This is a genomic window from Roseomonas sp. 18066 (assembly GCF_902706185.1).
GTDB lineage: Bacteria > Pseudomonadota > Alphaproteobacteria > Acetobacterales > Acetobacteraceae > Pseudoroseomonas.
Genome location: NZ_CACSJM010000024.1, coordinates 30,234 through 50,066 on the forward strand (window position 1 = coordinate 30,234; position 19,833 = coordinate 50,066).

Consider the following 19,833-nt stretch of genomic DNA (forward strand, 5'->3'; position numbering starts at 1 on the left):
ACCGTGCTTATGCCGCCGGCGCCGGCGCGCCATGGACGAAATCGCCCCCCACCAGCGTCGCCCGCGCGGCGATGCGCTCCAGCGCCGCGTCGGCGACGGTGAAGGGATCGGCGTCCAGCACGGCAAGATCGGCGAATTTGCCGGGGGTGATGCTGCCGCGGCGGTCTTCCTCGAAGGTCAGCCAGGCGCCGTTGCGGGTGACGCAGCCCAGCGCCTCGGCCCGGCTCAGCGCCTGGCCCGGGCCGATGGCACGCTGCGCCGCTGGGCTCCAGCGCGTCACCGCCTGGGCGATCGGCGGGAACAGCGAGATCGGCACATTGTCGGTGGCCAGGCACACCGGCACGCCGGCCTCCCCCAGCCAGCGCAGCGGCACGATCTTCTCCTCGGTGTCCAGGCCGAGGCGGTCCGCGAGCAGATGGCCTTCCTTGCGGATATAGCGGTTGGTGTGCGTCGTGACGCCAAGGCCGAGGTCGCGGATCTGCCCGACCTGGTCGCGCGTCAGCGCGGTGATATGGCCGAAGACCCAGCGCAGGTCACGGATCGGCGCGATGCGGTCGACCTCGGCGAAGAGCTCCAGGATGTTCGGCCAGATGCCGGTGACGCGGATGCCGGCCCGCGCGCAGGCCACCAGCAGCGCCTTGGCGCGGTCCCGCTCCATGCCGGCATCGTAGTGGAAGCCGGCCCAGCCGGTGCTGTCCGCCGCGGCGCGCAGCAGGTTCTCGCGCGTCTGGCCGAGCTCGGCCGCCAGCCCCGCCAGGCGCAGCCGGTCGTCGCCCAGCCCCTGCCCCGCCAGCCCGTGGCCCCAGCCGGCGATCAGCGCCGCCGGATCGACGTCGCCCAGCTGGCGCCAGCTCGGGCTGGCCACCAGATGCGTGCGCATCGTCATCTGCCCGGCCGCATGCACGCGGCGATAGGCGTCGAGCAGCTCGCTGGCCACGCCATGGCCTTCGAAGACCGCCGTGGTGCCCTGCGCGTGGTAGGCCGCCATCGCCGCTGGCAGCGAGGCCGCGCGCTGCGCCGTGGTGAAGCCGGGCACGGCGCGCAGCAGCGTCAGCTCCACCAGCGGCATGAAGGTGTTTTCCAGGAAGATGCCGGTGGGCTCGCCCGCGGCGTCGCGCTGGATCTCGACATCCGGCGAGGGCGGCGCCGTGCCGCGGCCGATGCCGGCCAGCGCCAGCGCGCGCGAATTGGCGATGGAAACCAGCGGCAGCGTGTGCCGCCAATAGCCCCAGATCGGCTTGATATAGACCGGGTTGTCGGGGGCGGCCGCGTCCAGCTCCTGCCGCGTCGGCCAGCGGCCTTCCGCCAGCTTGCCGGGCAGGCCGAGATAGAAGGGCGGGTCGCCGATCGGCATGGTGACGATCCAGTCGCCCGGCCGCGCCTGTCGCGCCAGATCGCTGATGCGCGCCTGGATCTCGGCGATCGAGCGGCAGCCGGCCAGGCTCGGCAGCAGGCCGCGCAGCCCCTCGCGGTCCATATGCGCGTGGCCGTCGGTCAGCCCCGGCACCACCGCCGCACCCTCCAGCGCCAGCAGCCGCGTGCGCGGCCCCTGATGGCGCAGCGCCGCCGCCTCCGGCCCCACCGCCAGGAAGCGGCCGCCGGCGATGGCCACGGCCTCCGCCGCCGGCTGCGCCGGGTCCATGGTGTGGATGCGCCCGCGCAGCAGGATCAGCTCGGCCGCCTCCACCGCGCCGGCGGCGACCGCCGGGCTGGTGGCGCCGCGGGTCTCCTGGAAGGGGGGCGGCGGGGATGCGGACATGCAGCGCTCCTGAAATTAACGCGGTATGTTTTCGTGTATTTGAGAAATGACCATAGCAAATCGTGCCACGATCCGTAAGCTGGCGGCGAACAGCGACGAGATCGAGCATCGCCATGGCCGCGCGCCGCCAAATCCTGGCATCCCTGACCCTCGCCACCCCCTTCCTGCTGACCGCGCGCCGCGGTCGCGCGCAATCGTCCAGCGCTTGGCCGCAGCGGCCGGTGCGGCTGATCGTGCCCTTCGCCCCCGGCGGCTCGGTCGACGGCATGGCCCGCATCCTGGCCCAGCGCCTGCAGGAAACGCTAGGCCAGGCCTTCGTCGTCGAGAATCGCAGCGGCGCCAGCGGCGCGGTCGGCGGCACCTATGTGGCGCGCGGCGAGGCGGACGGCCACACGCTGCTGTTCTCCGCCAGCATCCAGGCGGTGCAGCGGCTGGTGCTGAAGAACCCCGGCTACGACCCGCTGACCGACCTCAGGCCCGTGGTGCGCGTCGGCCAGGCGCCGGTGCTGCTGCTGACCTCGAAGGACCGGCCGGAGAAGACCATCGCCGAGGTGGTGGCGGCGGCGCGGGCCAATCCGCGGCGCTGGTCCTTCGGCACCGGCGCGCTGGGCTCGGCCGGGCACCTAGCCACGGTGGAATTCATCCGCCAGCTGGGCGTGGATATCCCCGTCGTGCCCTATCGCGGCACGGCGCCGGCGCTGGCCGACCTGATGGCCGGCACCATCGGCCTGCTGTTCGATCCGGTGCTGGCGACGCTGCCGCCGGTGCTGGGCGGCCAGGCGCAGGGGCTGACCATCTCCTCCGCCGCGCGCAACCCGGCGGTGCCGCAGATCCCGACCACCGCCGAGGCCGGCTTCCCCACCGTCGACATCCAGACCTGGTGGGCGATCTGGGGGCCGCGCGACCTGCCCGACGCGGTGGCCGAGAAGCTCAGCAGCGCGCTGGCGACGATCCTGCCCGACCCAGCGCTGCGCGCGCGCGTGGCGACGCTGGGCATCGAGACGCTGCACCAGGACGGCCCGGCGCTCGACGCCTTCATCCGCCAGGAATACGGTCGCACGCAGGAGCTGCTGCGCCTGGCAGGCTTCGAACCCGAATGACCGCCGGAGAACTCGCCATGACCGCTGCCACCGCGCTCGACCATGTCGGCCTGGCCACCGCCGATCCGCGCGCGCTGGGCGCGCTGTACGCGCGGCTGGGCTTCACCCTGTCGCCGCTGTCGCAGCAGAGCGGCAGGCGGTCGCCCGAACTGCCGGTCGAGCTGTTCGGCAGCGCCAACCACTGCGTCATGCTGCGCGAGGGCTTCATCGAGCTGCTCGGCCTCGTCGATCCGACGCTGTTCGACAATGGGCTGAAGCAATTCCTCGCGCGGCACGAGGGCGTCCATATCCTGGCCTTCGAGATGCAGGACGAGGTCGCCAATCTCGAGCGGCTGCGCGGCGCCGGCGTGCCGATCCCGGGTGTCGCCTGGCTGCAGCGGCCGGTGGGCGAGGCCGATGGGCCGATCGCGCGCTTCGCCCGGCTGCCGGTGCCGGATGCGCCGGAAGGCCGCGTGCAGCTGGTGCGCCACCTGACGCCGGAGCTGCTGTGGCGCGAGCCCTGGCTGACGCATCGCAACCGCGCCGTCGCGCTGGAAAGCGCCATCCTGGTGGCGGAGGACCCGGGCGAAAGTGCTGCGCGGCTCGGCACGCTGACCGGCATCGCCGCCGTGGCCGACGGCGCCGGCGGCTGGGTGCTGCGGCTGCCGCGCGGCGCCGTGCGGATCCTGCCGCCCGCCGCGCTGCCGGCGGTGCTGCCGGGCGTCGCCGTGCCCAGCCTGCCTTTCACCGCGGGCTTCGTCGTGCGCACCGACGACGGCAATGCGGCGGTGCGTGCGCTGCTCGGCGATGTGCTGCAGCCGGTGGCCGAAGGGCTGATGGTGCCGCCCGCCCTGGCTGGCGGCGCAGCGCTGGTCTTCAGCCCGGGCTGACCGGCTCCACGCCGCACCATTCGGCGACGAACAAGGCCATGGCCCCGGTGATGCGCTTCACCGAGGCCAGGCTGACCCGCTCGTCGAAGCCATGGATATTCTCCGAGATCGGGCCGTAGCACAGCGACGGAACGCGATCGTAGAGCGCATAGACGCGGGTATCGAGATAGCCCGGCGTCATGAAGCTGCGCAGCGCCTGGCCGGTCGCCGCCTGATGCGCGCGGGCCAGCACCGCCTCGGCCTCGCTGCCGGGCGGCTGCACATAGCCCTCGGCATGGAAGCCGTTGAAGGTGACGACCGGCGGGTTGTTGCCCATGAAGCCGTCGCCGCGGGCGAAGCGGGCGACGCGCTCGCTGATCTCGCGCGCCGCGACGCCGGCATCGATGCCGGGATAGAGGCCGATGCGGCAATCGATGCGGCACCAGCCGGGCACCGAGGAAGCCCAGTCGCCGCCTTCGATCTTGCCGATATTCAGGTTGATCGGATGCTCGATCTCGGCGAAATGCTCGCGCCCCGCCTTGGCGGCGTTCCATTCCTCCTCCAGCGCGCGCAGCTCGCCCACGACGCGCCAGGCGGCGTCGATGGCATTGGCGCCGCGGCCCATCTCGCGCACATGCACCGGCAGGCCGCGCACCTCGACCTGGAACCACAGCACGCCGACATTGGCGCGCACCAGCATCTCCTCCTCCGGCTCCGGGATCAGCACGGCATCGGCCTTGTAGCCGCGCAGATGCGTCATCAGCGCGCCATTGCCGGTGGATTCTTCTTCCACCACCGACTGCACCAGCACCGTCGCCGCCGGCTGCAGCCCGATGCGGCGCAGCGCGTCCAGGCAGAAGATATTGGCGGCATGCCCCGCCTTCATGTCGGCGCCGCCGCGGCCATAGAGCCAGTCGCCCTCCACCACCGGGTCGAAGGGCGCGTGGCCCCACATGTCGGCCGGGCCGGTCGGCACCACGTCGACATGCGCCTGCAGGATCAGCGAGCGCCCGGTCTCCTGCCGCGGATGGTGCAGGCCGACGACGATCGGCGCGTCGGAATGCTCCGCGCTCCAGGGACCGCCGCCGGGATGCGCCGTGATGGCGTCACGATCCATCGCGAAGCGGTCCATGGCGAAGCCGCGGTCGCGCAGCGCACGATAGACGAAATCCTGGCAGGCATGCTCGGCGCCGCGCAGCGAGGGGAAGCGGATCAGCGCCTGGGTGAAGGCCAGCTGCTCGGCGAAGCCGGCCTCCACCGAATCCAGGATCTGTTGGCGCAGCGCGGGGTCGAGGGCCATGGGTCTCTCCTGCCGCGGCTCGGCGGCTTCCATTAAGTGGACGGTAAGTCCATTTAATGGGAAAGGGCAAGCGGGATTCGCCGCCCGCCGCGCCGCGCCCTATCCTGCCCGGCCCTGACACGGAGCTCCCGCGCCGCATGACCCTGCCCGCCGCCCGCGGCCGCCCGCGCTCCGCCGCCACCACCGCCGCGATCCTGCAGGCGGCCTATGCGCTGATGGCCGGCCAGGGCCTGGCCGCGACCACCATCGACGCCGTGGCGCGGGCGGCGCAGGTGTCGAAGATGACGATCTACAAATGGTGGCCCTCGCGCGAGCCGCTGCTGATCGACGCCTTCCTGCACCACGCCGCGGCGACGCTGCCGCTGGCGCGCGAGGGCCATGGCGCTGCCCGCATCCGCGCCCATGTCGCCGATTACATCGCAGCACTGGACAGCGATCTGGGCCGCGTGCAGCTCGCCGTCATCGCCGAATGCATTGCCCAGTCGGGCTCGGCGGCCAGCTTCTTCGCCCGCTACCTGTCGCATCGCCGCGCGGCGCTGGCGCAGATCATCGCCGAAGGCCAGGCCGATGGCAGCATCGCCCGCCGCGCCGCGCCGGAGGCGATCTACGACGCGCTCTATGGCGGGCTGTTCTACCGCCATCTTTTCGGCATCGCGCCGCTGGATGCCGAGGCGCTGCTGGCGCTCGCGCTGGTCTAGGCCGCGAAGTAGAGCCGCTGCAGCCGCGCGCAGCGTGCCGCCAGCCGGTCGACCAGCCGGTGCAGCACCGGGTGGCCGATCCCCTCGGCACGGCATTCCTGCAGCGTGGCGCTGGCCAGGTCGGGAATCGCCGCCATCATCGCGCGCAGCTCGGTGACGACGCGGTCGGCATCCATCTGGCTGGCGCGCGCCTCGGCCTGCCAGTGGCGCAGCATGATGATGTCGAAGCCACGCCGGCCGTCGATGCCCAGCGACAGCTCGACGCCGCGCAGGTCGTCGTCATAGGGCAGCGCCGAGTTGATGTCGTAGAGCGGCGCCAGCCGCACCTCGGGCGCCGCATCCCCCGGCAGGATCAGCAGGGAGAAATTCTTGGCATGGGCGTCGGTGCCGGCGATCAGGAAGTTGAAGGCCAGCGCCCGCAGGAAGGCGTGGCGGTCCTCGACGGCGGCCGATGAATGCGCCGCCAGCAGCCGCAGGATCGCCTTCACCCCGGGGCCGCCATCGGCCTGGTATTTCCGCTCCGGCATCACCGACAGCGCCTGGCACAGATCCTCCTGGTGGATGCGCTGCCAGAGGGTGCCGCTCTCCGTCTCGACCGGATAGCGGTCGTAGCGCTCGACGACGATGGCGGGCTCGTCGCCGAAGCGGCGCACCGCGCTGCGCGGCACCAGGAAGCCGAGGCGCCGCGCCAGCGACAGGCAGAAATGCTCGTTCTCGACCTGGCCTTCCAGGCCGGGCATCGGCGGCTTCAGGATATGCGTCGTCGGCACCCGGCCGGACGGGATGCCCCAGCGCTCCCCCGCCAGGTGCAGCGCCGTCTTCGGCTGCGCGCCGGCCAGGCTGAAGCGGCCACGCTCGCCGGGCTTGCGGCCCATGCCGCCGGACTGCCCGCGCAGCTGCGCCAGGCGCTGGCCGATATCGGCCTCGGTCAGCCAGTCGACGGCGCCCTCGGCCGCGTCCTGCACCGCGGCGCCGGGCGGGCGGAACTGCACGGCGCCGGCGCAATCCTCGCCGATCAGCGCCAGCAGCGCGACCGGGTTGCGGGGCGACACCTGGTGGCCGCGCGCCAGCGCCTCCAGCACCTTCGGGTTCTCCGGCAGCAGGCCCCAGAGGAAGGGCGCGACCTGCCGCTTGCCGAAGTGCGGCAGCAGCAGCGGCATCGACAGGGACAGCGGCACCGCGCCCGCCCGGCCGCGCCAGGCCTCGTCGTAGCGGAAGCCCGGGTTGCCATGCGCGTCCTGGCGCAGCACGCCGATCCGCTGGCCGTAGAGATGCACGTCGAGGCCGCGGGCGGCGCTCACGGCTCGCGCGCGCCCAGCCGGCGCAGCACCGCCTGCATGCTGGGCACCGCCGGCAGCGCGGCCTCGGGCTCGGCCGCGGCGGGCGGCCTGGCGCGGCGCGGCCGGGCGCCGGCGGCCAGCTCCAGCCGCAGGTTCAGGACTGCCAGCACGCGCAGCACCAGGCCGAGCTCGGCGGCGTCCTTGCCGGCCTCCATGCCGATCAGCCAGCGCGTGCTGACCTGGGCGCGCTGCGCCAGCGCCGCCTGGGTCAGGCCGCGCTCGCGGCGGGTGGCGCGGATCATCAGGCCGATCTCGGCGGCGGTGCGGACCTGCATGGCGGGCCTCCCGGGGTGAACGGACGATCACATCTGCAGAACTGCACGTTCGTGCAGACGGACGGGTCCCGGATCTGCGCATTCGTGCCGATCCGCATAAGTGCACGATGCTGCAGGCCGGGCAAGCGTCCGGGGCGCCGCAGGATTGCCAGATTTTATCTGGCCGGGATGCGGGCCCCCGCCTAAGATCGGGCTGGACTGATGCCCATCACCGCACAGGAGATCGCCATGACCTGGAAGACCCCGAAGCTTGTCGAGATCGCGCTCGGCGCCGAGATCAACAGCTACGTCTGCGCCGAGAAGAAGTGACCAGCGCCGCCGGCGCGGGCCTCTGACCGGGGCATGATCCACGCCCTGGTCCTGGGGGCCGCGGCCGGCGGCGGCTTTCCCCAGTGGAACTCCAACGCCGCCGCCTGCACCCGTGCGCGCGCCGGCGACCCGGCCGCCCGGCCGCGCCACCAGGCCTCGCTGGCGGTCAGCGCCGATGGCCGCCGCTGGACCATCATCAACGCCGCCCCTGACCTGCGCCAGCAGATCGCCGAGAACCGCGCGCTGCAGCCGCGGGACGGCCTGCGCTCGACGCCGATCGCCGGCGTGCTGCTGACCGGCGGCGAGGTCGATTGCGTCGCCGGCCTGCTGACGCTGCGCGAGCGCCAGCCGCTGCGGCTGATGGCCACGGCCGAGGTGCTGGGCCTGCTCGACGCCAACCCGATCTTCGAGGCGCTGAACCGCGACACCGTGCCGCGCGAGACCGTGCCGCTGCGGCAATGGTTCCCGCTGCGCGACGCTTCGGGCGAGCCCACCGGCCTCGACGCGCTGCTCTTCCCAGTGCCCGGCAAGGTGCCGCTCTACATGGAGGCGGCGGCCGACGGCACGCTGGCGCTCGACGACGATGACGGCGGCACCGTCGGCGTCGCCCTCGATGACGGCCTGCAGCGGCTGTTCTACATCCCCGGCTGCGCCGCGATGACGCCCGCGCTGGCGGCGATGCTGAAGGGCGCCGCGCTGGTGCTGTTCGACGGCACGCTGTGGCGCGACGACGAGATGATCCGGGCCGGCCTCGGCCCGAAGACCGGCCAGCGCATGGGCCATATCTCGGCCGAGGGCCCCGCCGGCGCGCTGCGCGCCTTCGCCGATCTTGGCGTCGCCCGCAAGATCTTCGTCCATATCAACAATTCCAACCCGGTGCTGCTGGACGATTCCCCCGAACGCGCGGCCGCCGCCGCGGCGGGCTGGGAGGTCGCGCATGACGGCATGGAGATCCGCCTGGCATGACCGAGCTGCTGTCCCCGCAGGCGCTGGAGGCGGCGCTGCGCCAGATCGGCGCCGAGCGCTACCACAACCTGCATCCCTTCCACCGCGCGCTGCATGACGGGCAGCTGACGCGGCCGCAGGTGCAGGCCTGGGCGCTGAACCGCTACTACTACCAGGCGCGGATCCCGGCCAAGGACGCCTATCTGGTCGCCCGCCTCGAGGATCCCGCGCTGCGGCGGCTGTGGCGGACCCGCATCGTCGACCATGACGGCGACCTGCTGCCCGAGGGCGAGGCGCAGAATGGCGGCATCGCCCGCTGGCTGAAGCTGACCGACGGGCTGGGGCTGGACCGCGACTATGTCGTCTCCACCACGGGAATCCTGCCCGGCACCCGGCATGCGGTCGACGCCTATGTCAACTTCGTGCGCGACCGGCCGATCCTGGAGGCCATCGCCTCCTCGCTGACCGAGATGTTTTCTCCCAATATCATCAGCGAGCGCGTCTCGGGCATGCTGCGGCACTATGACTTCGTGACGCCGGAGACGCTGGCCTATTTCACGCCGCGCCTGACCCAGGCGCCGAAGGACGTGGAATTCGCCCTCGACCACGTCAAGCAGCATGCCCGCACGCCCGGGCAGCAGGAGGCCGTGCTCGACGCGCTGCGCTTCAAATGCGGCGTGCTCTGGGCGCAGCTCGACGCGCTGGCCTATGCCTATCTGGCGCCGGGCGTCATCCCCCCGGGCGCCTGGCGGCCGTGACCGAGGCCGATATCCCGCGCTTCGCCCCCGGCGTGCGCTTCCGCTTCGACAAGGCGCGGGAGGCTTGGGCGCTGCTGGCGCCGGAGCGGCTGTTCCAGCCGGACGCGCAGGCCGCCGCCATCCTGCAGCGCGTCGATGGCCAGCGCAGCATCGCCGCCATCATCGATGCGCTGGCCGCGGATTACGCCGCGCCGCGCGAGCTGATCGCGGCCGACGTGCTGGCCATGCTGCAGGACCTGGCCGGCAAGGGGCTGCTGCGCGCATGACCGTGCTGGCGCCCCGCCCGCCGCTGCCGCGGGTCGCGCCGCCGATGGCGCTGCTGGCGGAGCTGACGCATCGCTGCCCGCTGAAATGCCCCTATTGCTCCAATCCGCTGGCGCTCGACCGCGCGGCCGACGAGCTCGACACCGCAGGCTGGATGCGCGTGCTCGACCAGGCGGCGGCGCTTGGCGTGCTGCAGGTGCATTTCTCCGGCGGCGAGCCGATGGCGCGGCGTGATCTGGAGGCGCTGGTCGCGCATGCCCGCAGCGTCGATCTCTACAGCAACCTGATCACCTCCGGCGTCACCCTGACCGAGGCGCGGCTGGCGGCCCTGGTCGAGGCCGGGCTCGACCATGTCCAGCTCAGCTTCCAGGATGTCGACGCCGGGAATGCCGAGCGCATCGGCGGCATGAAGGGCGCGCAGGCGCGCAAGCTGGAAGCCGCCCGCATGATCCGCGCCGCCGATCTGGCGCTGACCATCAACTTCGTCGTGCACCGGCAGAATGTCGCGCATGTCGGCGGCATGATCGCGCTGGCCGCCGAGCTCGGCGCGCGCCGTGTCGAGATCGCGCATACCCAGTATTACGGCTGGGGGCTGATGAACCGCGACGCGCTGCTGCCCAGCGCCGCGCAGCTCGAGGCCACCACCGCCGCGGTGGAGGCGGCGCGCCCGCTCTACGCCGGGCGGATGGCGATCGACTATATCACGCCGGACTATCACGCGACGCAGCCCAAGCCCTGCATGGGCGGCTGGGCCCAGCGCTTCATCAATATCTCGCCCGCCGGCCGCGCCCTGCCCTGCCACGCCGCCGAGACCATCCCGGACATGGACTTTCCCTCCGTGCGCGAGCACGGGCTGCAAGACATCTGGGAAAATTCGGAGGCCTTTTCCCGCTTCCGCGGCACCGCCTGGATGCCGTCGGAATGCCAGTCCTGCGCGTTGAAGGAGCGCGACTGGGGCGGCTGCCGCTGTCAGGCGCTGGCGCTGGTCGGCGACGCGGCGGCCTCCGACCCGGTCTGCGACCGCTCGCCGCATCACCGCCGCGTGCTGGACGCGCTGGCGGCGGGCGATGCCCCGCCGCCGCCGCTGGTCTATCGCAGCAACCGCTGATCAGGCACCCCGGCTTCAGGCACCCGTCACGCGGAAGACGACGTCGCCGACATCGTCGACCATCAGCACGGACCCATCGGGGCCGATATGCACGCCGACGGGACGGCCATAGGACTCCTTCTCGTCCGGCGACAGGAAGCCGGAGAGAATGTCGCGCGGCGGGCCCGACGGGTGCCCGTCGACGAAGGGGATGAAGACCAGCTTGTAGCCGCTGAGGATGCTGCGGTTCCAGGAGCCGTGCTGGCCGATCGCCATGCCGGCGGGGAAGCCGGGCAGCGTGCCCTCCGGCAGCCAGCACAGCCCGAGCGAGGCGGTATGCCCGCCCAGCGCGTAATCCGGCGTGGTGGCGCCGGCGACCTTGGCCGCGTCCTGCGGCACGCGGTCGTCGACGATGCGGTCCCAGTAGCAATAGGGCCAGCCGTAGAAGCCGCCATCGACGACGCTGGTCAGGTAGTCCGGCGGCGTCTCGTCGCCCAGCCCGTCGCGCTCGTTGACCACGGTCCACAGCGCGCCGGTCACCGGCTCCCAGGCCATGCCCACCGCGTTGCGCAACCCGGTCGCGAAGATGCGGCGCTCTTCGGTCGCCAGGTCGATGACATGGATGGCGGCGCGGCCCTCCTCCTCCGCCATGCCATTGTCGGCGATGTTGGTCATCGAGCCGACGCCGACATACAGCTTCGTCTGGTCTGGGCTGACCAGCAGGCTGCGGGTCCAATGCCCACCGGGCTTGAAGTCGCAGATCTTGCGGCCCGGCGCGGTGATGCGCGTCGCGCCCGGCGTGTAGGGGAAGGCGACCAGCCCGTCGGTGTTGCCGACATAGAAGGTGTCGCCGACCAGCGCCATGCCGAAGGGCTGGTTCAGGTCCTCGAGGAAGGTCTCGCGGATCTCGGCCACGCCGTCGCCATCGGCGTCGCGCAGCAGGGTGATGCGGTTGGCGCTGACCCCCATGGCGGCGGCCCGCTGCATGGTGGCGACCTGGGCATAGTCCCACAGGTTCTTCGCCTTGCGCGTGACGCTGCTGGATTCGGCCACCAGCACATCGCCATTCGGCAGCACGCAGAGCCAGCGCGGATGCGCCAGCTGGCCCGCGAAGACATTGACCTTCAGCCCCGGCGCGGTGGTCGGCAGCCGGCCATCCTTCCAGCCGCGCGCCGTCGGCATCTTCAGGGTCGGGATGGCGCCCTGCGGCTTGGCCGTCGGAATTGCCGGGGCCCGGCCCCAGGCCGGGGTCGGGTCGCCATCGCTCATCCGGCGGACGGCGACGGTCACACGGCCGACGGCGGCCACCACCTGCGCGAAAACTGCCGAAAAGCTCAAGGGGCCGCTCCTGTCCACTGTCGCTGCCAAAAGAGCAGCGGGGGGCGGCCAGATCAAGCACCCAGCCGGCTTTGCCCCTTCCGCGACCCGCCCTATGCTGGCGCCCGACCTGGCCGCCGGGGTCATGCGCATCGGCGGCAGCAGCGGCACCGAAAGGCCCGGGCGTTGCTCGACCACCCGCTGCCGGCCCGAGGAACGCCATGTCGCACGCCCACCCCCCTGCCGGGACCCTTCCGGCCGAGCACTTCCGCCATGAGCGGGGCAATGTCCTGCGGCTGGCGGTCGCCCAGGCGCTGGCCGGCGCCAATTCGGTCGTCGTCTATGCCACCGGCGCCATCCTCGGCAACATGCTGGCGCCCAGCCCGGCGCTGGCCACGCTGCCGATCTCGCTGTTCGTCGTCGGCATGGCGGCCTGCACCCTGCCCGCCGGCATGATCGCCCAGCGCCATGGCCGCCGCGCCGCCTTCCTGACCGGCACCGGCTGCGGCGTGCTGACCGGGCTGCTGGCGGCGCTGGCGGTGCTGCTCGGCGCCTTCTGGCTGTTCTGCGTGGCGACCTTCTTCGGCGGCGCCTATGCCGCGGTGGTGCTGTCCTTCCGCTTCGCCGCCGCCGATTGCGCGCCGCCGGAGCGGCGGGCGCGGGCGCTGTCGGCGGTGATGGCGGGCGGCGTCTTCGCCGGCGTCATCGGGCCGCAGCTGGTGACCCATACGATGAACCTGTGGCTGCCGCATGTCTTCGCCGCCACCTACCTGGCGCAGGCGGCGGTCGCGGCCGTCTCGGCGCTGCTGCTGCTCGGCATCCGGCTGCCGCGCCCGGCGGCGGGCGATGCGGCGCGCGGCCGGCCGCTCGGCACCATCGTGCGGCAGCCGCGCTTCGTCACCGCGGTGATCTGCGGCGTGGTCTCCTATCTGCTGATGAACTTCCTGATGACCGCGGCGCCGCTGGCCATGCAGATGTGCGGCCTGCCGCAGGAGGCCTCCAACCTCGGCCTGCAATGGCATGTCATCGCCATGTACGGGCCGAGCTTCTTCACCGGGCGGCTGATCACCCGCTTCGGCGCGCCGCGGGTGGTGATGGCCGGGCTGGCGCTGACCGCCGCGGCCGCCGCCGTCGGCCTGGCCGGCGTCGATGTCGCGCATTTCTGGGGAACGCTGATCCTGCTGGGCCTGGGCTGGAACTTCGGCTTCGTTGGCGCCTCCGCCCTGGTGCTGGAATGCCACCGGCCGGAGGAGCGGACGCGGGTGCAGTCCTTCAACGACTTCGTCGTCTTCGGCACCATGGCCTTCGGCTCCTTCCTGTCGGGCGGCCTGCTGACCGCCTATGGCTGGAACACGGTGCTGTGGCTGTCCTTCGTGCCGCTGGTGGTGGCCATCGCCGCCCTGGCCGCCAGCGCCGCCCGCGGCCGGGACGCCGCGCCCGGCTGATGGGTCGGCGCCGCTGACCGCCCAGGTTCAGCGGCGCCGGATCGTGGCGCCAGCGCCCCCTGCCCAGCTTCGTCCCGCCACACCCATGGGCGAGGAGGAGGCGCTGTCATGGCACCCGGAAAGATCCTCGCCGCCGGCCCGATGATCACCCTCGCGGCCGCCAGGCCCCGCGTCGCGAAGACCACGCGCATGCCGGCCCCGCATCCCTGTGCCGGCCTCCGGGTCACCGACGACAACCGGGTGCGCCACGCGCTGCTGCCCGACGGCCGCGACGAGGTGACGGCAACGCATATCGAAGACCGGGACGATACCGGCTTCACAGCGGATGGCGACTTCGTCGATGCCGAAACGCCGCATCACGGCGGCATGGTGCCGCGCCGCCGGGTCAGCCCGGCGGGATCGCGGTCGCCAGCAGCGTGGACACCGCTTCCAGCGCATGGCCGATCGAGGGCGGCGACTGGAACCACAGCGCCGCCGACATGTCGCTGCCCGGCTGCAGCCAGACCGAACGGCCCTCGCGGTGCAGCCGCAGCCGGCGATAGGCGGCGATCGCCTCGACCCGCGCGCGCCCGCCTTCCGGCCAGATGGCGGCATCGAGCTCCAGCAGCGCGGCATGCTCCAGGCTCAGCCGGATCCAGCCATCGGCCCCGGCCAGCGCCTGCAACCGCGGCGGCACCGCCAGGCCGAGCGCGCCAAGCAGCCGCCCCGGGCCGGTGCCGCCGCCCGACAGCACGAACTGCCCGTCGCGCAGATCGACGAACGCCGCGTGGCGGCCGGCGAATTCGGGATGCGCCGCGCGCAGCGCCGCGCTGCGCGCCTCCAGCGCCGCGACGATGCCGGCGGCCGCCGTCTCGTCGCCCGAGGTCGCGCGGTCGATCAGCCGCAGCTGATGCTGCCAGGGCGCGGTCCAGGGCGGATAGCCCTCGGGCCGCGCCAGGACGGGCGCGATGCGCGACAGCCGCCGGTACAGCGCCGGCGCCAGGTCGGCATAGGTCGCGACGATCAGCTCGGGGCGCAGCGCCAGCACCCATTCGGGGTCGATGGCGGGGCCCGCCATGACCGCGGGCGCAGCACCCAGCTGCTGGCGGCGCGCCTCGCTCCAGGGCCAGGTGGCGAAGGGCTGGTGCCGCCACCAGTCGCGCACGCCGAGCGGCGCCAGCCCCAGCGCATAGAGGAAGTCGTGGTCGTTCAGCCCGAGCGAGACCAGGCGCCTGGGCCGCCGCGGGATCGTCACCGCGCCCAGCGCATGCCGCAGCGTCAGCGGAAACGGCGCTGCCCCGACCGGCATCGCCGCCAGCCCCTGCAGCAGGGCGCGGCGCCTCATCGCCGCAGCAGCCGCCACAGCAGCCAAGCGCCGCCGCAGGCCAGCGTCACCCGCCCGACCGGCAGGCGGACCGGCGCGAAAAGATGCGTGGCCAGCAGGTCGGCGGCCACCAGCAGCAGCGCGCCCATCGCCGCCACGGGCGCCAGCTGCCGCGCCGTGCCGCCGGTGGCCAGCTGCGCCAGCGACGGCGCGGCCAGCGCCACGAAGCCGATCGGCCCGGCGCAGGCGGTGGCCAGGATGGTCAGCGCCGCGCTCAGCGCCAGCAGCGCGCCGCGCGCCCGCCGCACCGGCAGGCCGAGCCCGCGCGCGACATCGTCGCCCAGCGCCAGCAGGCCGAGCGAGCGTTGCAGCAGCAGGGCGCCGCCCAGCAGCGGCAGCGCCAGGCCGAGCAGCCAGAGCTGCGCGGGCTCCATCCCGTCCAGCGTGCCGCCGGCCCAGGCGGCGGCGGCGGCGGCGACCTCCAGCTGCGCGCCGGCCAGCACCCAGCTGTTGAAGGCGTTCAGCATGGCGGCCAGGCCGACGCCGGTCAGCACGAAGCGCAGCCCGCCGGCGCCGCCGGCCAGGCCCTGCGCCGCCAGCATGGCCAGCGCGCCGCCCAGCAGCGCCCCCGGGAAGGGCCCGGCCAGCAGCATGCCGGCGAAGGCCCCGGCATCGATGCCGACCAGGTCCGGGCTGCCCAGCGGGTTGCGCGACAATGCCTGCAGGATGGCGCCGCTGACGCCCAGCGCAGCGCCCAGCAGCAGCGCCGCCAGCACCCGCGGCAGCCGCCATTCCAGGATCACCAGCTGCTGCGCCGCGTCGCCGCCGCCCAGCAGCGTCGCCAGCACGGCGGCGGGCGGCGTCGGATAGCGGCCGAGCGACAGGCCAACAAAGCCCAGCGCCAGCGCCAGCAGCGCCACGGCCCAGCCGCGCCGCGTCACCCCTGCCCCACCCGCCGCAGCGCGACCAGAAAGCAGGGCGCGCCGCCGAGCGCCACCAGGATGCCGGCGGGAATTTCCCCCGGCGGCGCCAGCAGCCGGCCCAGGATATCGGCGGCCAGCAGCAGCGCCGGCCCGAGCAGCGCCGCGCCGGCCAGGATCCAGCGCTGGTCGGCGCCCAGCAGCCGGCGCGCCAGCTGCGGCGCCATCAGGCCGAGGAAGGCGACCGGCCCGGCCGCCGCGGTCGCCGCCCCCGCCAGCAGGGTCGCGGCCAGCCCCGCCGCCAGCCGCAGCCGCCGCACCGGCGCGCCGAGGGCCGCGGCCGGCGCCTCGCCCAGCGACAGCAGGGTCAGCCCCCGCCCCGCCAGCAGCGCCAGCGCCAGGCCCAGCCCGACCAGCGGCGCGACGGCGGCGGGGCCGGCCAGGTCGGGCGTGGCCAGGGCGCCGGTCATCCAGCCGCGCAGCCGGTCGAAGCGCGCCGGGTCGAGCAGCAGCAGCACGCCCGCGACACCGCCCAGCATCGCCGAGACGGCGACCCCGGCCATGGTCAGCCGCAGCGCCGCGCCCAGGCCGCCGCCGGCCAGCGCCGCGCCCTGCACCAGCAGCCCGGCGAGCCCCGCGCCGAGCAGCGCCGCGGCCGCCAGCGCCAGCCCCGTGGCCGCGAGGAAGCCCGCCGCCAGCAGCATCGCCAGCAAGGCGCCCATGCTGATACCGAGCAGCCCGGGATCGGCCAGCGGGTTGCGCGTCAGGGCCTGCATCAGCGCCCCCGAGACGCCGAGCGCCGCCCCGGCCAGCAGCCCCAGCAGCGTGCGCGGAATGCGCAGCGCCAGCAGCGCCGCGGCCTCGCTGTCGGGCTCGGCCAGCGCCCGCAGCAGCGGCAGCGGCCGGGCGCCCAGCAGCAGGCTGGCGGCGACCAGCCCGGCCAGCGCCGCGGCCAGGGCGCCAAGACGCGCGCGGCGGCCCGGCATCAGCCGGCCCAGCCCTCCGCCAGCGCCGCCTGCAACGCCGGCGACAGGCCAGCGGCGGGCGGCGCGCGGCGCGGCGCCTCCACCCAATAGGCGACGATCTTGCAGCGTTCAGGCGGCAGGCGGCGGGTCCGCTTGGCCTGCTGGCGGATGGCGCGCGCCGCCTCCTGCTCGGCGGCGACCCAGACATAGCCTGGGGTTTCCGGCAGCTTCAGGGCGCGGAAGGCCGCCTCCAGCGCGCTGGGCGCCACGCCATTGCCGGCGCCCTCGATCCAGCTGACCACCGCGCCGGGATGCGCGGGCAGCGGCTGGCGATGCGCGGCCTCGGCGACCTCGATGACGACGCGGCTGCGGATGTCCTGCGGGGTCTGCTCCAGCAGGCGGGCCAGGGCCGGGATGCCGGTGGCATCGGCCATCAGCAGCTGCCAGCGGAAATCCTCCGGCGGGGCGTAGAGGCCGCGCGGCCGGTTCAGCACCATGGCGTCGCCCGGCCGGGCATCGCGCGCCCAGCCACAGGCGGTGCCGCCCTCATGCAGCACCAGGTCGATGTCCAGCGAACGGCGCGCCGGGTCGAAGCGCCGCACCGTGTAGGTGGCGCAGCGCACCGGCGGCTTGTCGTCGTCGTAGCGCCAGCGGCCCTCGGCATCGATGATCGGCAGCACGCGCTCGCCGGTCGCGGGGTCGGGGAAGAACAGCCGCAGATATTCGTCGCCGATGCCGGTGGAGACGAAGTCGCGCAGCTCCTCGCCGGCGAAGGTCAGGCGCAGCATGGCGGGCGACAGCATCGCCCGCGCCGCCACCTCGACATTGAAGAAGGTGCGCATGCCGCTCACCAGGAATAGCTGAGCGCGCCGAGCACGAAGCGGCCGGGATCGAGGTAGCAATAGCCGCCGGTGCAGGTGGTGTCGCGGCGGTTCAGCAGGTTGCTGGCATTCACCTGCACGCGCAGCCCGTCATAGGTCGGCGCGATGGCGCCCAGGTCGAAGCCGATCGAGGCGTCGACCAGCAGCCGCGCGCTGTTGGTCAGGGTGTTGGTGTCGTCGCCATAGCTGCGGCCGATATAGCGCAAGCCGCCGCCGAGCCGCAGGCCGTGCAGGCGCTCGCCCTCCTGCGCCGTCCAATGGGTCCAGAGCGAGGCCATGTGGAAAGGCACGCTCGAGACGATATTTCTCTCCGTTGCCGCATTGCCTTCGAGGATGCGCAGCTCCGTGTAGGTGTAGGAGGCGGCGACCGACAGGCCGGCATCGAGGCTGGCCACGGCCTCGAGCTCGACGCCGCGCGAGCGCAGCCTTCCGCGCTGCACCTGGGTGTTCAGCCCGTTGATCACCTCGTAGAAAATGCCGTTGCGCTGGTCGATGTCGAACAGCGCCGCGGTCAGCACGGCATTGGCGCCCGGCACCAGGTATTTCACGCCGAGCTCGCGCTGGGTGCTGGTGGTGGGGTCGAAGGTCTGGCTGGTCAGGATATTGACGCCGATATTCGGCGAGAAGGCGGTGGAGATGTTGGCATAGGGCACCAGGCCGAAGCTGGTCTGGTAGGTCAGCCCGGCGCGGCCCGACCAGGCGCGGTCGGTCTGGCCCTCGCTGGTGCCGGCGCCGGTCGCCAGGCTGGTGTTCTTGGTGTCGGTCGAGACCCAGTCATGCCGCCCGCCCAAGGTCAGGGTCCAGCCGCCATGGCGGATCTGGTCCTGCAGGTAGAAGCCGGTCTGCACCTGCTGCTGCGCGGTGCGCGATGTCAGCGCCGGCGTCGGGATGAAGCCGCCATAGTTCAGCGCCGCGGTGTTCAGCGGGCTGGCCGCGCCATAGCCGGCGCGCAGCGTGTAGCTGGACCAGGTGACGTCGGCGCCGGCCAGCACGGTATGCGCCAGCGGCCCGGTGGCAAAGCGCGCCTGCGCCTGGTTGTCGATGACGAAGGCGTCGAGATTGTGCAGCTCATAGCCGGTGCCGCGGTCGATCAGCGCGGGGTTCGCCGCCTGCGCCGCGCCGGAATACGTGTAGACATAGCGGGTGTCGACATCCTGGCGGGAATAGCGCGCGTTCTGCCGCAGGGTGAAGGTGCTGTCGATCGCATGCTCGATCTCCCAACCCAGGCGCGCCTGGTCGTGGTCGAGCCGGCTGAAGGCGCGGTCGCCGGATTCATAGCGCGACACATGGCCATAGCGGTCGTTGTAATAGGCCGGGTTGCCGCCGGTCCTCGAGCGCGACAGCTCGCCCAGCAGGGTGATGCGCGTCCCCTCCCGCGGCTTCCAGGTGAGCGAGGGCGCGATATAGATCTTGTCGTTGTCGACGGCGGCGAACTCGGTCTCCGCCAGCCGGCCGAGGCCGGTCAGGCGGTAGAGCAGCGTGCCGTCCTCGGTCAGCGGCCCGGAGAAATCGAACTGCGCCTGGTAGCGCTGGTCCGAGCCCCATTGCACGCCGACCTCGCGCAGCCGCTGCTCGGTCGGGCGCTTGGTGATGACATTGTACAGCCCGCCCGCCCCCGTCGCGCCATAGAGCGTCGAGGACGGGCCGCGAAGAATGGAAATGCCCTCGATGCCGTAGGGCTCGGTCAGGAAATAGCCGAAGCCCGCGACCGGCTGGCGCAGGTTGTCGCGGAACACCCCCGTGTTGGTCAGGTTGAAGCCGCGGACGAAGAAGGAATCATAGCGCGGATCGGTGCCATAGGCATTGACCCGGGCGCCCGGCGTATAGGCGATGGCATCCAGCAGCGAGGCCGGGTTGCGGTCGCGCAGCTGCGCCTCGGTCACCGTCGAGATCGATTGCGGCGTCTCGACGAAGGGCGTGTCGGTCTTGGCCCCGGTCGCGCTGCTGACGCCGACATAGCCGGCGGCGTTGATCACGCCGCCGCTGCCGCCATCGACCTGCACCGGCTCCAGCACCAGCCCGTCGCTGCCGATCGGCTGCAAAGGGCCCGCGCGCACCGTCGCCGTCCGCGCATCGGCGAAGTCGAAGGCCAGGCCCGTGCCCTCCAGCAGCGCCGCCAGCGCCTGGCGCGGCGTGTAGCGCCCGGCCAGGCCCGGCGTCTGCCGGCCGGCGACGGCCGCACTTTCGAAGCCGATATGGATCTGCGCCTGGGCCGCCAGCCGGTTCAGCGCCAGCGGCAAGGGGCCGGCGGGGATGTCGATGTCGCGCGCCGCCTCCTGCGCCATCGCCTGGCCCGGCGCGACGGCCGCCCCCGCCACC

The 19,833-nt window shown here is 73.1% G+C and carries 19 protein-coding genes and 1 pseudogene; 10 read left to right on the plus strand and 10 right to left on the minus strand.

All coding sequences use genetic code 11. From position 1 onward, the window contains the following. Positions 1 to 7: 7 nt before the first annotated feature. Positions 8 to 1,759: an amidohydrolase gene (locus GVN67_RS07335; protein WP_159994325.1), complete on the minus strand. Its 1,752-nt coding sequence runs from the start codon at positions 1,757 to 1,759 to the stop codon at positions 8 to 10. Positions 1,760 to 1,872: 113 nt separating this feature from the next. Here GVN67_RS07335 and GVN67_RS07340 point away from each other — a divergent pair, with 113 nt between their 5' ends. Both GVN67_RS07340 and GVN67_RS07345 read left to right on the plus strand, forming a co-directional pair. Further along, positions 1,873 to 2,859, plus strand: coding sequence for a tripartite tricarboxylate transporter substrate binding protein (locus GVN67_RS07340; protein ID WP_159994327.1), 987 nt, complete (start codon positions 1,873 to 1,875; stop codon positions 2,857 to 2,859). A gap of 17 nt (positions 2,860 to 2,876) precedes the next feature. Beyond that, positions 2,877 to 3,728, plus strand: coding sequence for a VOC family protein (locus tag GVN67_RS07345; protein ID WP_159994329.1), 852 nt, complete (start codon positions 2,877 to 2,879; stop codon positions 3,726 to 3,728). Here the strand turns inward: GVN67_RS07345 and GVN67_RS07350 are convergent. Beyond that, positions 3,715 to 5,007 carry an ArgE/DapE family deacylase gene (locus GVN67_RS07350; protein WP_159994331.1) on the minus strand — a complete coding sequence of 431 codons (1,293 nt, stop codon included), beginning with the start codon at positions 5,005 to 5,007 and terminating at the stop codon, positions 3,715 to 3,717. The two genes, GVN67_RS07345 and GVN67_RS07350, sit on opposite strands and share 14 nt — an antisense overlap. 137 nt (positions 5,008 to 5,144) lie before the next feature. Between GVN67_RS07350 and GVN67_RS07355 the strand changes: the two genes are divergently transcribed. Continuing rightward, the gene (locus GVN67_RS07355; protein WP_159994333.1) at positions 5,145 to 5,705 is read left to right on the plus strand and encodes a TetR/AcrR family transcriptional regulator; all 561 of its coding nucleotides are present in this window, start codon (positions 5,145 to 5,147) and stop codon (positions 5,703 to 5,705) included. Here GVN67_RS07355 and GVN67_RS07360 read toward each other — a convergent pair. Together GVN67_RS07360 and GVN67_RS07365 are read right to left on the minus strand one after the other, a co-directional pair. Continuing rightward, complete coding sequence (locus GVN67_RS07360; RefSeq protein ID WP_200845161.1) at positions 5,702 to 7,006, minus strand: type II toxin-antitoxin system HipA family toxin; 1,305 nt, start codon at positions 7,004 to 7,006, stop codon at positions 5,702 to 5,704. The two genes, GVN67_RS07355 and GVN67_RS07360, sit on opposite strands and share 4 nt — an antisense overlap. Continuing rightward, complete coding sequence (locus GVN67_RS07365; protein WP_159994335.1) at positions 7,003 to 7,320, minus strand: helix-turn-helix domain-containing protein; 318 nt, start codon at positions 7,318 to 7,320, stop codon at positions 7,003 to 7,005. The genes GVN67_RS07360 and GVN67_RS07365 overlap by 4 nt, the downstream gene beginning before the upstream one ends. Positions 7,321 to 7,521: 201 nt before the next feature. Between GVN67_RS07365 and pqqA the strand changes: the two genes are divergently transcribed. The 5 genes from pqqA to pqqE are packed head-to-tail and all read left to right on the plus strand — an operon-like array spanning position 7,522 to position 10,704. Then, entirely contained in the window at positions 7,522 to 7,629 is a 108-nt protein-coding gene (gene pqqA / locus GVN67_RS07370; RefSeq protein WP_200845162.1) for a pyrroloquinoline quinone precursor peptide PqqA, read from the plus strand. 33 nt (positions 7,630 to 7,662) lie between these two features. Then, a complete protein-coding gene (gene pqqB, locus GVN67_RS07375; RefSeq protein ID WP_159994337.1) occupies positions 7,663 to 8,595 on the plus strand; it encodes a pyrroloquinoline quinone biosynthesis protein PqqB in 933 nt (310 codons plus the stop codon). Beyond that, positions 8,592 to 9,332: a pyrroloquinoline-quinone synthase PqqC gene (gene pqqC, locus GVN67_RS07380; protein WP_159994339.1), complete on the plus strand. Its 741-nt coding sequence runs from the start codon at positions 8,592 to 8,594 to the stop codon at positions 9,330 to 9,332. The genes pqqB and pqqC overlap by 4 nt, the downstream gene beginning before the upstream one ends. Beyond that, positions 9,329 to 9,598 carry a pyrroloquinoline quinone biosynthesis peptide chaperone PqqD gene (pqqD, locus tag GVN67_RS07385; protein ID WP_235035062.1) on the plus strand — a complete coding sequence of 90 codons (270 nt, stop codon included), beginning with the start codon at positions 9,329 to 9,331 and terminating at the stop codon, positions 9,596 to 9,598. Before pqqC ends, pqqD begins: the two co-directional genes overlap by 4 nt. After that, positions 9,595 to 10,704, plus strand: coding sequence for a pyrroloquinoline quinone biosynthesis protein PqqE (gene pqqE / locus GVN67_RS07390; protein ID WP_255430376.1), 1,110 nt, complete (start codon positions 9,595 to 9,597; stop codon positions 10,702 to 10,704). Before pqqD ends, pqqE begins: the two co-directional genes overlap by 4 nt. A gap of 15 nt (positions 10,705 to 10,719) precedes the next feature. Here the strand turns inward: pqqE and GVN67_RS07395 are convergent, their stop codons facing one another. Next, the gene (locus GVN67_RS07395) at positions 10,720 to 12,021 is read right to left on the minus strand and encodes a sorbosone dehydrogenase family protein (RefSeq protein ID WP_235035064.1); all 1,302 of its coding nucleotides are present in this window, start codon (positions 12,019 to 12,021) and stop codon (positions 10,720 to 10,722) included. 200 nt (positions 12,022 to 12,221) lie between these two features. Here GVN67_RS07395 and GVN67_RS07400 point away from each other — a divergent pair, with 200 nt between their 5' ends. Both GVN67_RS07400 and GVN67_RS29955 read left to right on the plus strand, forming a co-directional pair. Continuing rightward, entirely contained in the window at positions 12,222 to 13,445 is a 1,224-nt protein-coding gene (locus GVN67_RS07400) for an MFS transporter (protein WP_159994343.1), read from the plus strand. Positions 13,446 to 13,634: 189 nt separating this feature from the next. Then, positions 13,635 to 13,814, plus strand: a pseudogene (locus tag GVN67_RS29955) (Atu4866 domain-containing protein); the annotation flags it as partial. Between the two features lie 16 nt (positions 13,815 to 13,830). Here GVN67_RS29955 and GVN67_RS07410 read toward each other — a convergent pair. The 5 genes from GVN67_RS07410 to GVN67_RS07430 all read right to left on the minus strand — a co-directional run. Further along, entirely contained in the window at positions 13,831 to 14,769 is a 939-nt protein-coding gene (locus GVN67_RS07410; protein WP_159994345.1) for an ABC transporter substrate-binding protein, read from the minus strand. After that, the gene (locus GVN67_RS07415; RefSeq protein ID WP_159994347.1) at positions 14,766 to 15,689 is read right to left on the minus strand and encodes an iron chelate uptake ABC transporter family permease subunit; all 924 of its coding nucleotides are present in this window, start codon (positions 15,687 to 15,689) and stop codon (positions 14,766 to 14,768) included. The genes GVN67_RS07410 and GVN67_RS07415 overlap by 4 nt, the downstream gene beginning before the upstream one ends. Beyond that, on the minus strand, positions 15,686 to 16,654 hold the full coding sequence (locus tag GVN67_RS07420) for an iron chelate uptake ABC transporter family permease subunit (protein ID WP_159994349.1): 969 nt from the start codon (positions 16,652 to 16,654) through the stop codon (positions 15,686 to 15,688). Before GVN67_RS07420 ends, GVN67_RS07415 begins: the two co-directional genes overlap by 4 nt. Continuing rightward, a complete protein-coding gene (locus GVN67_RS07425; protein ID WP_159994351.1) occupies positions 16,654 to 17,475 on the minus strand; it encodes a siderophore-interacting protein in 822 nt (273 codons plus the stop codon). The genes GVN67_RS07420 and GVN67_RS07425 overlap by 1 nt, the downstream gene beginning before the upstream one ends. 5 nt (positions 17,476 to 17,480) lie before the next feature. Beyond that, positions 17,481 to 19,833: TonB-dependent siderophore receptor (locus GVN67_RS07430; RefSeq protein ID WP_159994353.1), on the minus strand; the 2,353-nt coding region annotated here is incomplete at its 5' end.

Bases quoted from the DNA above. Each gene is read 5' to 3' on its own strand.
- GVN67_RS07335 (WP_159994325.1), bottom strand. From the start codon at position 1,759: ATGTCCGCATCCCCGCCGCCCCCCTTCCAGGAGACCCGCGGCGCCACC.
- GVN67_RS07340 (WP_159994327.1), top strand. From the start codon at position 1,873: ATGGCCGCGCGCCGCCAAATCCTGGCATCCCTGACCCTCGCCACCCCC.
- GVN67_RS07345 (WP_159994329.1), top strand. From the start codon at position 2,877: ATGACCGCTGCCACCGCGCTCGACCATGTCGGCCTGGCCACCGCCGAT.
- GVN67_RS07350 (WP_159994331.1), bottom strand. From the start codon at position 5,007: ATGGCCCTCGACCCCGCGCTGCGCCAACAGATCCTGGATTCGGTGGAG.
- GVN67_RS07355 (WP_159994333.1), top strand. From the start codon at position 5,145: ATGACCCTGCCCGCCGCCCGCGGCCGCCCGCGCTCCGCCGCCACCACC.
- GVN67_RS07365 (WP_159994335.1), bottom strand. From the start codon at position 7,320: ATGCAGGTCCGCACCGCCGCCGAGATCGGCCTGATGATCCGCGCCACC.
- pqqA (WP_200845162.1), top strand. From the start codon at position 7,522: ATGCCCATCACCGCACAGGAGATCGCCATGACCTGGAAGACCCCGAAG.
- pqqB (WP_159994337.1), top strand. From the start codon at position 7,663: ATGATCCACGCCCTGGTCCTGGGGGCCGCGGCCGGCGGCGGCTTTCCC.
- pqqC (WP_159994339.1), top strand. From the start codon at position 8,592: ATGACCGAGCTGCTGTCCCCGCAGGCGCTGGAGGCGGCGCTGCGCCAG.
- pqqE (WP_255430376.1), top strand. From the start codon at position 9,595: ATGACCGTGCTGGCGCCCCGCCCGCCGCTGCCGCGGGTCGCGCCGCCG.
- GVN67_RS07400 (WP_159994343.1), top strand. From the start codon at position 12,222: ATGTCGCACGCCCACCCCCCTGCCGGGACCCTTCCGGCCGAGCACTTC.
- GVN67_RS07410 (WP_159994345.1), bottom strand. From the start codon at position 14,769: ATGAGGCGCCGCGCCCTGCTGCAGGGGCTGGCGGCGATGCCGGTCGGG.
- GVN67_RS07420 (WP_159994349.1), bottom strand. From the start codon at position 16,654: ATGCCGGGCCGCCGCGCGCGTCTTGGCGCCCTGGCCGCGGCGCTGGCC.
- GVN67_RS07425 (WP_159994351.1), bottom strand. From the start codon at position 17,475: ATGCGCACCTTCTTCAATGTCGAGGTGGCGGCGCGGGCGATGCTGTCG.